The organism is Amycolatopsis sp. NPDC057786 (genome assembly GCF_042797905.1).
GTDB lineage: Bacteria > Actinomycetota > Actinomycetes > Mycobacteriales > Pseudonocardiaceae > Amycolatopsis.
On the sequence record NZ_JBHVKW010000168.1, the window covers coordinates 1 to 10,733 of the forward strand.

At 69.8% G+C, this 10,733-nt stretch carries 12 protein-coding genes; 8 read left to right on the forward strand and 4 right to left on the reverse strand.

All coding sequences use genetic code 11. From position 1 onward, the window contains the following. Window positions 1-51 precede the first annotated feature (51 nt). Complete coding sequence (locus ACFVM3_RS40860) at window positions 52-531, reverse strand: hypothetical protein (protein WP_378445147.1); 480 nt, start codon at window positions 529-531, stop codon at window positions 52-54. Window positions 532-602: 71 nt separating this feature from the next. Here ACFVM3_RS40860 and ACFVM3_RS40865 point away from each other — a divergent pair, with 71 nt between their 5' ends. The 6 genes from ACFVM3_RS40865 to ACFVM3_RS40890 all read left to right on the forward strand — a co-directional run bounded on the left by ACFVM3_RS40865 (window position 603) and on the right by ACFVM3_RS40890 (window position 6,527). Beyond that, window positions 603-1,649 carry a sensor histidine kinase gene (locus tag ACFVM3_RS40865; protein WP_378445148.1) on the forward strand — a complete coding sequence of 349 codons (1,047 nt, stop codon included), beginning with the start codon at window positions 603-605 and terminating at the stop codon, window positions 1,647-1,649. Beyond that, window positions 1,646-2,416 carry a LytR/AlgR family response regulator transcription factor gene (locus tag ACFVM3_RS40870; protein WP_378445150.1) on the forward strand — a complete coding sequence of 257 codons (771 nt, stop codon included), beginning with the start codon at window positions 1,646-1,648 and terminating at the stop codon, window positions 2,414-2,416. The genes ACFVM3_RS40865 and ACFVM3_RS40870 overlap by 4 nt, the downstream gene beginning before the upstream one ends. After that, on the forward strand, window positions 2,413-2,760 hold the full coding sequence (locus ACFVM3_RS40875) for a hypothetical protein (RefSeq protein ID WP_378445152.1): 348 nt from the start codon (window positions 2,413-2,415) through the stop codon (window positions 2,758-2,760). The genes ACFVM3_RS40870 and ACFVM3_RS40875 overlap by 4 nt, the downstream gene beginning before the upstream one ends. Further along, window positions 2,760-4,493: a cation acetate symporter gene (locus ACFVM3_RS40880; RefSeq protein ID WP_378445153.1), complete on the forward strand. Its 1,734-nt coding sequence runs from the start codon at window positions 2,760-2,762 to the stop codon at window positions 4,491-4,493. The genes ACFVM3_RS40875 and ACFVM3_RS40880 overlap by 1 nt, the downstream gene beginning before the upstream one ends. A gap of 67 nt (window positions 4,494-4,560) precedes the next feature. After that, window positions 4,561-4,902 carry a DUF485 domain-containing protein gene (locus ACFVM3_RS40885; protein WP_378445155.1) on the forward strand — a complete coding sequence of 114 codons (342 nt, stop codon included), beginning with the start codon at window positions 4,561-4,563 and terminating at the stop codon, window positions 4,900-4,902. After that, a complete protein-coding gene (locus tag ACFVM3_RS40890) occupies window positions 4,899-6,527 on the forward strand; it encodes a cation acetate symporter (protein ID WP_378445157.1) in 1,629 nt (542 codons plus the stop codon). Before ACFVM3_RS40885 ends, ACFVM3_RS40890 begins: the two co-directional genes overlap by 4 nt. A gap of 57 nt (window positions 6,528-6,584) precedes the next feature. On the opposite strand, the gene ACFVM3_RS40895 is transcribed toward ACFVM3_RS40890, so the two are convergent. Next, a complete protein-coding gene (locus ACFVM3_RS40895; protein ID WP_378445159.1) occupies window positions 6,585-7,328 on the reverse strand; it encodes an isocitrate lyase/phosphoenolpyruvate mutase family protein in 744 nt (247 codons plus the stop codon). Then, window positions 7,325-7,789, reverse strand: a complete 465-nt coding sequence (locus ACFVM3_RS40900) for a carboxymuconolactone decarboxylase family protein (RefSeq protein ID WP_007031709.1) — start codon at window positions 7,787-7,789, stop codon at window positions 7,325-7,327. The genes ACFVM3_RS40895 and ACFVM3_RS40900 overlap by 4 nt, the downstream gene beginning before the upstream one ends. Window positions 7,790-7,835: 46 nt before the next feature. Here ACFVM3_RS40900 and ACFVM3_RS40905 point away from each other — a divergent pair, with 46 nt between their 5' ends. Further along, on the forward strand, window positions 7,836-9,215 hold the full coding sequence (locus ACFVM3_RS40905) for a PLP-dependent aminotransferase family protein (RefSeq protein WP_378445161.1): 1,380 nt from the start codon (window positions 7,836-7,838) through the stop codon (window positions 9,213-9,215). On the opposite strand, the gene ACFVM3_RS40910 is transcribed toward ACFVM3_RS40905, so the two are convergent. After that, a complete protein-coding gene (locus ACFVM3_RS40910; RefSeq protein ID WP_378445164.1) occupies window positions 9,212-9,892 on the reverse strand; it encodes a peptidylprolyl isomerase in 681 nt (226 codons plus the stop codon). The genes ACFVM3_RS40905 and ACFVM3_RS40910 overlap by 4 nt on opposite strands. 146 nt (window positions 9,893-10,038) lie before the next feature. On the opposite strand from ACFVM3_RS40910, the gene ACFVM3_RS40915 reads away from it, so the two are divergent. Continuing rightward, window positions 10,039-10,626 carry a hypothetical protein gene (locus ACFVM3_RS40915; RefSeq protein ID WP_378445163.1) on the forward strand — a complete coding sequence of 196 codons (588 nt, stop codon included), beginning with the start codon at window positions 10,039-10,041 and terminating at the stop codon, window positions 10,624-10,626. The last annotated feature ends 107 nt before the right edge of the window (window positions 10,627-10,733 follow it).

Consider the following 10,733-nt stretch of genomic DNA (forward strand, 5'->3'; position numbering starts at 1 on the left):
GTTCAGGACGTTTTTGTCCTGAACGGCCCTTTCATGACATCCGGACACCGCTCACTCCGCGAACTCGACCACCCCACCAGGCGCGAACCGCGTGAGAGCCCCATACAGCGCAGCACCCCCGCCCAGGTGACCCAGGGCGTACACGTACTCGCCGTCCTCCAGCAGGTCGTCAGGCCCGGACCCGGTCCACGACAGCCGGTAGTGCCACCAGTGCATCCACCGCCCCACCCGCCGTTTCTCCCGATACACGCGCAGCCGCCGCACCTCGGTCCATCGGACCTCGAACACGCCCGGCACGGCCAACCCGATGGCGGAAAGCACCAACGAGCCGGCCGACTTCCGCAGAGCGAGCAGGATCAGCCCCGCGAAAGCCACGCTGAGCAGGCTGAACACCACCCCGGAGACCGAGGCGGAGAACAACGTCAGCACGACGGCCACCAGGCCGCCCCCGCCGAACATCACGAACCCCGCCCACGCGAACCGGCGCATCACGACGTCCAGCCGGAGCACCACGGCATCCCCAGTGACCATGCCCGGAGCGTAACCGCCGAAACCACGCAGCGACGTTAGGATCTAGGCCCCGACGTCGCGGAGGAGGCCGGATGACCACCCGTCTGCCCTGGCGTCCCGCCGCGAGCGCTGACCCGGTGCCGGTGCTCGCCGCCGCCCAGCGTGTCTCCGACGATCTCATGGACGGCCTGGCCGGACCCCGCGCCCGCCAGGCGGCGCACGGCCTCCGGCGCCTGTTCGGCGTCCCTGGCCTCGGGTTGACGGACCTCTCCGGCTCGCTGATCTGGTCCGGCCGCCCGGCGGCGGACGACGTGGTGGTCTCCGCGCTCGACGAGGTCCTCCACTCCGAGACGCCGGTGTCCGCACCGGGGCTGCTGGCGCTGCCGCTCCACGTCCACGACGAACTGGCCGGGGTGCTCCTGGTCGCCGACGGCAAGAACGCCCTCGCCCGCCAGGCCGCCGAACTCGTCGTCCACGCGCTCGAACGCGGCAGGCTGGAGGCCTCCGCCGAGCAGGCCGCGGAGGCCGAACTGCGCGCGCTGCGGGCCGAGATCTCGCCGCATTTCGTCTACAACGCGCTCACCGTGATCTCCTCACTGGTCCGCTCCGACCCGGATCGCGCCCGCGATCTGATGCTCGACTTCGCCGAGTACACCCGCTACAGCCTCGCCCGGCACGGCGAGTACACCATGGTCGCCGAGGAGTTCCGCGCCATCGAGACGTATCTGGCGTTGCAGCGCGCGGTGCTCGGCGAGCGGCTGCGGGTGCAGGTGCGCGTCGCGCCGGAGGTGCTGGCCGTCGCGGTGCCGTACCTCGTGCTGGAACCTTTGGTGGAGAACGCGATCCGGCACGGGATCGAGCCACGCGCCGAGGCGGGGTTCATCCAGGTTCAGGGAATGGCGGAAGGGAACGACTGCGTGATCAGCGTCGAGGACGACGGTGTCGGCATGGACCCCGCACGCGCGGCGGCGATCCTGGCCGGGCGCGGCGACGACGGCGGCGTCGGACTGGCCAATGTGGACAGAAGGCTGCGCAGCGTCTACGGGCCGTGGTACGGCCTCACGGTCGAGACCGAGACCGGCGCGGGCACCAGGGTCGTGGTGCGCGTGCCCCGATTCCAGCCGGGGGTGCTGCCGTGACGAACGGGCTGCGGGTGCTGGCGGTCGACGACGTCCCGCCCGCCCTCGACGAGCTGTGCAGCCTGCTGCGCGAGGCGCCGGAGGTCGCCGAGGTGGTCGCCGCCGGCGACGCCGTCAACGCGCTCAAGCTGTTGCAGGGCAGTCATTTCGACGCCGTCTTCCTCGACATCTCCATGCCGGGGCTCGACGGTCTCGAACTCGCCTCGCTGCTCGCGCGGCTCAGCGAGCCGCCGGTGATCGTGTTCGTCACCGCGCACGACGGGCACGCCGTCGCCGCGTACGGGATCGGCGCGGTCGACTACCTGCTCAAGCCGGTCCGCGCGGAACGGCTGTCCGCCGCACTGTCCAAAGTGGTCCGGATGGCGGGCAACCAGCCCGACGAGCCGAAGCCAGCGCCGGACGCGATGTCCGCGCTGCCGGTGGAATCCGGCGGGCGCACCCGGTACGTCCGCCGCGACGACGTCCAGTTCGTCGAGGCGCACGGCGACTACGTCCGGCTGCACACGAAATCCGGCGTCCACGTCACGCGGATGCCCATCTCCCGGCTCGAAGAGTATTGGGAGGGAACAGGATTCACCCGTGTGCACCGGGGTTTCCTGCTTTCCGTGGACGCCGTGCTCGAACTGCGCAGCGACACCACCGGCGGGCTGCTGGCGCATACCGAAGCGGGTGACGTGCCGGTGAGCCGCCGTCACGCGCGCGACCTGCGCGACCGGCTGCTCGCCGCCGCGCAACGTGGCGAACTGGGCCGGGGAAGCCGTCCGTGAGCCGCGTCAAACGGGTGGCCGTCACCAGCCCGCAGACCCGGCTCGCGCATTCGCGGCGCCGTTCACGCGGACGGTGGCGGGTTCCCCGTCTCGCCGCGGGCGACGCGGAACGCGCGGACGCGCTCTACCGGGCCCAGCGCCGCCGCGGGATTCCCGCGCTGGCCGGGATGTTCGGCCTGGTGTTCGGGCTCCCGCTGGTGTTCGGGGTGTTCCCCGGGTTGGATTCGGCGCGGCTGCTGGGGATCCCGCTGTCCTGGCTGATGATCGCGATCCTCCCGTACCCGGCCATGGCGTTGCTGTCGTGGTGGCAGTTGCGCCGGGCGGAAAAGATCGAGGACGAGTAGTGGTCACCGCGTTCGCGGTGGCCCCCGTCGTGCTGGTCACCCTGCTGATCGGGTTGCGCGGGGTCGCGGCCATGCGCACGACGTCGGATTTCCTCGTCGCCTCGCGGCGGATCTCGCCGCTGGTCAACTCCGCCGCGGTCTCCGGCGAATACCTGTCCGCGGCCTCGTTCCTCGGTGTCGCGGGGCTGGTGGTGAAGGACGGCATCGGCGCGCTCTGGTACCCGGTCGGCTTCACCGCCGGGTACATCGCGATGCTCGTGCTCGTCGCGGCGCCGATGCGGCGCTCCGGCGCGCTCACCGTCCCGGACTTCGCCGAGGCGCGGCTCGCCTCCCCCGCCCTGCGCCGTCTGGCCGCCGTCGTCGTCCTCGTGATCGGAACCCTTTACCTGGTCCCGCAGTTCCGCACCGCGGGGCTCGTGCTGACCGCCGTCGGCGGCACGCCGTACTGGGTTGGCGTCGTCATCGCGGGCACCGCCGTCAGCGCGACACTGGCACTCGGCGGGATGCGCGCGGCGACCTACGTCCAGGCCTTCCAGTTCGTGCTGAAACTGCTGCTGTTCATCATCCCCGCGATCTGGCTGGTCTCTCAGGTCTCCCCGGAGGAACGGTCGGCTTCGGTGCATCCGGTGGAATTCACCCACTTCGCCCGCGACACCCAGCTGTCCTTCGAGATCGACGTGACGCTGACCCTGCGCGAGCCGACCACCCTGCTCACCCCGGAAAGGCACGTGGTGCCACCGGGAGAACTGGTGGCCAGGAGCGGGGAAACGCTGGTATTCGCCGAGGGCACCCCGGTTCCCGCCGTCCGGGGCGGTGCCCCGCTGGGCGGGCCGGACTGGCAACGGCCGCTGCTCGACCTCGGCGATCACGGCTATCCACTGCTCGGCACGTGGGCGATCCTGATCGCCACCATGCTCGGCACCATGGGCCTGCCGCATGTCCTGATGCGCTTCCACACCAGCCCGGACGGCCGCGCCGCCCGCCGGACCGCGGCGATCACCGTCGCCCTGCTCGGCGTCTTCTACCTGTTCCCAGGGGTTTACGGCGTCTTCGGCCGCGTGCTGGTGCCCGAACTGTACGTCTCGGGCGCGACGGACACGGTCGTCGTCGCGCTGCCGGCGCAGGTCGACGACGGCTGGGCGGGCTCGCTGTTCACCGGACTGCTGACGGCCGGCGCGTTCGCCGCGTTCCTGGCGACTTCGCTCGGGCTGCTGCTGGTGATCTCCGGCGCGATCGCGCACGACCTGGCTCCCGGCGGCCTCCGGAGACTGCGCTGGTCGGTGCTCGGGGCGGCGGCGGTGATGGTCCTGCTGGCGCTGCCGTCGGCGAGACTGGACGCGGGCGTCCTCGTCACCTGGGGCTTCACCGTGGCCGCGTCCACGTTCTGCCCGTTGCTGGTACTCGGCATCTGGTGGAACCGGCTGACCGCCGCGGGCGCGATCAGCGGCGTCCTCGCCGGGCTCGTCGCGTCCTCGGGCTCGATCCTCGTGGCCTTGTTCGTCCCGAGTTTGAGCGGGCTGCCCGCGATCCTCGTGTCGCAGCCCGCGCCTTGGTCGGTTCCGCTGGCATTCGGAGTAATGATCGTGGTTTCCTTGCGGGGCAGGCCGCCCGCCTGGTCGACGGCCGCCATGCTGCGGCTGCACTTGGACGATCGCACAGCCGAAACCCCTTCGTCGTGGTCCGACCACCGTTCGTCGACCGTTCGTCGTCTCGGCAGACGTTTGAACCGCTGAAGGTTCCGGTCTCCTTGACCTCTCCTTAACGTGTCGCGGAACACATTCGCGGTGCGAGGAGAGCACGATGAGTACCGAAACGAACGCTCCCAGTCCGCCGGAAACGGACTGGGACAAAGCCCATGACAGCGCGGAGTTCAAGGAGCTGCGGGCTCGGTTGCGCCGGTTCGTGTTCCCCGTCTCGGTGTTGTTCCTCTTGTGGTACCTGCTCTACGTGCTGCTCGCCGACTACGCGCACGGCTTCATGAGCACGAAGCTGGTGGGGAACATCAACGTCGGCCTCGTCTTCGGTCTGCTGCAGTTCGTTTCGACCTTCGTGATCACCGGGCTCTACGTCCGCTACGCGAACAAGAAACTCGACCCCATCGCGGAGAAGATCCGCACGGACATCGAGAGTGAGACCAAATGACCCTCGCCGCCGGAGTCGAGGGCAGCAGCCCCGTACTCAACATCACCATCTTCGGCCTGTTCGTGGTGGTCACGCTGTTCGTCGTGTTCCGCGCTAGCCGCAACACGAAGACGGCGTCGGACTACTACGCCGCCGGCCGCGCGTTCACCGGCCCGCAGAACGGCGTCGCCATCGCGGGTGACTACCTGTCCGCCGCGTCGTTCCTCGGGATCGCGGGCGCGATCGCCGTCTACGGCTACGACGGTTTCCTCTACTCCATCGGCTTCCTGGTGGCGTGGCTGGTCGCGTTGCTGCTGGTCGCGGAACTGCTGCGCAACACCGGCAAGTTCACCATGGGCGACGTGCTGGCGTTCCGGATGAAGCAGCGCCCGGTGCGGGCCGCCGCGGCGACGTCCACGCTGGCCGTCTCGTTCTTCTACCTGCTCGCGCAGATGGCGGGTGCCGGTGGCCTCGTCGCGCTGCTGCTCGGGATCGAGAGCAAGGCCGGGCAGGCCGCGATCATCGTGATCGTCGGCGTCATCATGATCGCCTACGTGCTCATCGGCGGGATGAAGGGCACCACCTGGGTCCAGATCATCAAGGCGGCGCTGCTCATCGCCGGCGCGCTGGCGATGACGCTGTGGGTGCTCGGCATGTACGGCTTCAACCTTTCCGCGCTGCTGCAGGGCGCGGTCGACAGGGCGGGCAGTGCCGGTGAAGCGCTGCTCGGGCCGGGTAACCAGTACGGCAAGACCGGTACGACGAAACTCGACTTCCTGTCGCTGGGCATCGCGCTGGTCCTCGGTACCGCGGGCCTGCCGCACGTCCTGATGCGCTTCTACACCGTGCCGACCGCGAAGGAAGCCCGTCGTTCGGTGGTCTGGGCGATCGCGCTGATCGGTGTCTTCTACCTGTTCACGCTGGTGCTCGGCTACGGCGCCGGCGCGCTCGTCGGCGCGGACGCGATCAAGGCCGCGCCGGGTGGCGTGAACTCGGCGGCACCGCTGCTGGCACTGGAACTCGGCGGGCCGGTCCTGCTGGGCCTGATCGCGGCGATCGCCTTCGCGACGATCCTCGCGGTGGTCGCGGGCCTGACGATCACGGCGTCGGCGTCGTTCGCGCACGACGTCTACGCCAGCGTGATCAAGAAGGGCAAGGCGTCCCCGGATTCGGAGGTGAAGGTCGCCCGGATCACCGCGCTGGTGATCGGCGCGGTCGCGATCCTCGGCGGCATCCTCGCCAACGGGCAGAACATCGCGTTCCTGGTGGCGCTGGCCTTCGCGGTGGCGGCGTCGGCGAACCTGCCGACCATCCTCTACTCGCTGTTCTGGAAGCGGTTCAACACCCAGGGCGCGCTGTGGAGTATCTACGGCGGTCTCGCGGTCTGCATCGTGCTGATCGTCTTCTCGCCGGCGGTCTCGGGTAAGCCAGTGGACCCGAAGACGGGGAAGAGCGCCTCGATGATCCAGGGCGTCGACTTCCACTGGTTCCCGCTGGACAACCCGGGCATCGTCTCGATCCCCGTGGCGTTCTTCCTCGGCTGGCTCGGGACCGTGCTGTCCAAGGAGCACAACCAGAAGAAGTACGCCGAGATGGAGGTCCGGTCCCTTACCGGCGCGGGCGCCGAAAAGGCGATCGCCCACTAGTCGCCGGGACGGTGCGGCCGGCACCAACGCCCCCGGCCGCACCGCCCCGGTTCCCCTTCAGTAAGGCAGCTTCCCCGCGGTCAGTTCCGCCAGCTTCGCGCGCAGATCGGCGCGAACCGACTGCCACAGCCCGGTGCCCAGCGAGATCCGCGCCACCCCCAGTGCGGTGAGCGCGGAGAGATCGGGGCCTCCCGGCATCGGAGCGGCGTTGACCGATCCCGGCGCCACCGCCTTCACGAACTCGCCGAGCACCTCCGGCGACTTCACCAGGATCGGATAGACGCAGTCCGCCCCGGCCTCGAAGTACGCCTTGGCCCGCAAGATCGCGTCGTCCAGTACCGCTCGTTCGTCGGACGCGCCGAGGAAGACGTCGACGCGGGCGTTGATCACCAGTGCGTCCCCGGCGGCCTCACGCAACTCCGCGACCCGTTCCGCCTGCGCCTCGAGCGGGCGTACTCCACCTGAAGCGTGATCGGTGTCCTCGTAGTTGCAGCCGACGGCACCCGCCTCGGCCAGCCTCGCCGCGAGTTCTCCCGCTGCGAGCCCGTACCCGCCTTCCGCGTCGACGGTCACCGGGACCGAGACCGCCCGCGCGATCCGCGCCGCCGCCGCGAACATCTCGGCGGCGGGCGCGTCCTCCCCGTCCTCGTAACCGAGGGCCTTGGCCACGGCGAAGGAACTCGTCGCGACGACGGGGAACCCCGCGGCTTCCACGAGACGCGCGCTGTCGGCGTCCCACGCGTTCGGCAGGAGCAGCGGGTCACCCGAGACGTGGAGCTCCCGCAGCCGGGCCGCCGTCATTCGGCGCGCTCGGGCAGCGGCGCGTGGCTGGTCACGCACATCCGGTTCCAGCTGTTGATCGCGATGGCCTCCCAGACGACGGCCCGGTACTGCTCCTCGGTGAAGACGCGGGTGGCCTCTTCGTAGACGTCGTCCGGGACGTCGTGCAGGGTCGCCACGTTCGTGATCGCCTCGGTGAGCGCGAGCGCGGCGCGCTCCTGCTCGGTGAACAGTTCGGTCTCGCGCCAGCCCTGCAGCACGAACAGCCGCCGCGGCGACTCGCCCATCTGCAGCGCGTCGTGGGAGTGCATGTCGAGGCAGAACGCGCAGTGGTTGATCTGCGACGACCGCATCTTCACCAGTTCGAGGATCTTCTGGTCGACCCCGGCGTTGGCGGCGGCCTTCTCGACTTCGGCCTGCAGTTTCGCCATGGCCTGGTAGATCTCGGGCACTCGCTTGCCCACATGGATTCGCTCGGTCATGCCGTCGAATCTAGCGGCGACTGGCCCACGAGTATGGTCCAGTCTCATGGCAGATTCGTGGTCCAGTTCGGGAATGGACGTCCACTTGGACTGGCGTCCCGAAAGCGGCCGGAGCGGGCTCGCCGCGGCCATCCGCGCGGCCATCCGGGACGGACGCTGGCAGGCGGGCGCCGCGGTGCCCTCGACCAGGGCGCTGGCGCAGGACCTCGGCGTGGCCAGGGGAACGGTCACCAGGGTGTACTCCGACCTCGCCGCCGAGGGATACCTGCGGACCACGCAGGGCGCGCCGACCCGCGTCGCGACGGCGGGCGCGCTGCCCGCGTCACCGCCACGGCCCGTCCCCCGTGACCCGGCACCACGCTGGGACCTGCGCCCCGGCAGGCCGAACCTGTCCGCGTTCCCGCGATCCGCCTGGCTCGCGGCGACCCGGCGGGCACTGCACCAGGCGCCGATGTCGGCGTTCGACTACACGGCCGAGTCCGGCGCGCCGGAACTGCGCGAGACGCTCGCCGCGTATCTGGCCCGCAGCCGCGGCGTGATCGCCGACCCGGCCCGCATCCTGGTGTGTTCCGGGTTCTCGCACGCGATCGCGGTACTGGCGCGGGTCCTGCACGCGCGCGGCGCGGACGAGATCGCGTTCGAGAACCCGTCGCTGCACATCTACCGGAACATCGCCGCCGCCAACGGCCCCCGCGTGGTCGGCGTCCCCGTGGACGACCACGGGATCACGGTGTCCGCTTTGGACAGTCCGGCGGTCGTAGTCACCCCGGCGCACCAGTACCCGCTCGGCGTCACGCTCGCGCCGCGGCGACGGGCGGAACTCACCCGCTGGGCCGAGGAAACCGGCGCCGTCGTCATCGAGGACGACTACGACGGCGAGTTCCGGTTCGACCATCAGCAGGTCGGGGCGTTGCAGGCGCTGGCGCCCGAACGGGTCGTGTACGTGGGCACGACGAGCAAAACGCTCGCACCGTCGCTGCGCCTGGGCTGGATGGTGCTGCCGCGGTTCCTGGTCGAACCGGTGCGCACGGCGCTGGCCGAGAGCGGGGCGCGGCCCGCGCTGCTGGACCAGCTGGCGATGGCCGAACTGATCGAATCGGGCGCCTACGACCGGCACATCCGCCGCTGCCGCGTCGAATACCGTTCCCGGCGCGACAAACTGCTCGCGGCCCTGCCGGATTCCGTGCTACCGCAGGGGATCTCCGCCGGGCTGCACTTGGTGCTCCAGTTCCCCGGCGAAGTTCCGCGGGAGATGGAGGTGCTGGCCGCCTGCCGCCGTCGCGCCATCGGGCTCGAAGGCCTCAGCGAGTACTGGCTCGGCGAGCCGCAACGCGAAGGGCTCATCATCGGGTACGGCGCCGCCGCTAAGCACGCTTTCGGCGGCGCCACCCAGGCCCTGCGCGAGGCCATCTTCGAGGTCACCTAGCAGAACCAGGGGCGCGCCCGGAGGATGTCGGTCTTCAGGGCGGGGGCGCCGTCGACCGGGGCGGGGTTCTCAGGGGTCGGCTTGATGCCTCCGGCGGCGACGTCGTCGAGGGTTTCGAGGCCTTCGTGGCCGACGGTGCCGAAGATCGTGTAGTTCGGGCGTAGCGCGGAGTCGCCGTACACGACGAAGAACTGGCTTCCGTTCGTCGCCGGGCCCGCGTTGGCCATCGCGAGGACGCCACGCGCGTACACCTTGCGCTCGCCGGTCGGGTCGGTCGGCGCGGGCGGCAGGCCCACAGGCAGCTCGTCCTTGTACTTGTAGCCGGGGCCGCCCTCGCCGGTACCGCTCGGGTCACCGCACTGCAGCACCTTCAAGGTCGGATACGCGGTCAGCCGGTGACACGTCGTGCGGTCGTAGAAGCGGTGCTTCGCCAGGTGCAGGAAGCTCTGCACCGTGCACGGCGCCTTCGCCCGATCGAGGGTCAGGTCGATCTCGCCCTGGTTGGTCTTCAGCTGCACCGGGACCTTGCCCCGGTCCGGCGTGCGCCGGGGGTCCGGCGGCAGCGGGACCGGACGCGCGGCCGGCTCCTCCGGCGTCTGCGTGTACTGGCACGGCCCCTTCGTGACCTTCGGCGGCGCCCCCTCCGCCGACGCCGTTCCGGTGCCTGCCGCGAGCATCAGCCCTGCCCCCAGCACTGCCACAAAGACCTTCGCGATCCTCTGCACGGTTCCTGCCTCCCAGCCGTGGACGAAGAGCAGAGCATAGGGTGAATCCCCGGCGCTCACACAGGTCCGGAAGTAGGTCCGCGGTTAGGGTCGGAACCGTGGAGATCGCCGAACGACACCAATGGCAGCTGAACGCCTTGACCTTCCTGTACGCGTACACGCAGTACGTCCTCGTGCACGAGCGGGTCATGGCCGGGCTGCCGCCGGAGAAACCGGCCGAACTCGACAAGCCGCGCATGCTCAGGCTCGCCAAGATCGTCGACGACATGATCCTCGACTTCCGCAAGGAGGACGGGCTGACCGACCTCGAACGACGCCGCGTCATCCGCCTCGCCAGGGAGATCAAGTCGCACGTACGGGAGAAGTGGCCGCCTCGCGACGCGTCGCTGACCGAGTGGATCGCCTCGGCCGCGGCGCACTTCTACTGCGAGGAGCACATCAACAACGGTTACGTCCGGATGGGCCGCGTCTTCGATCCCGACATGGCCGACCGGTTCCTGGAGCGCGTGGAGTTCTGCCGGGGCCAGACCGTCACGATCACGAACTACGCCAACAAGGTGGCCGACGGCGAGCAGCTCACCTACGGCGAGACGAACCAGCTCGAGGTCTGGAAAGAGGACGCGATCGCCCACCTGGACAATCTCGACAGCGATTTCGGCGACATCAAGATGTACGTCGAATTCTGACCAAGCCTCGTGAGTGGTAAGGACAGTTAGGGCCAAGGGTGTCTTAGGTACCTCCGTGGTTCCGGCCGCGGTTGGTGCCTTCCCCAGTACATGAAGGACCCCTTCCT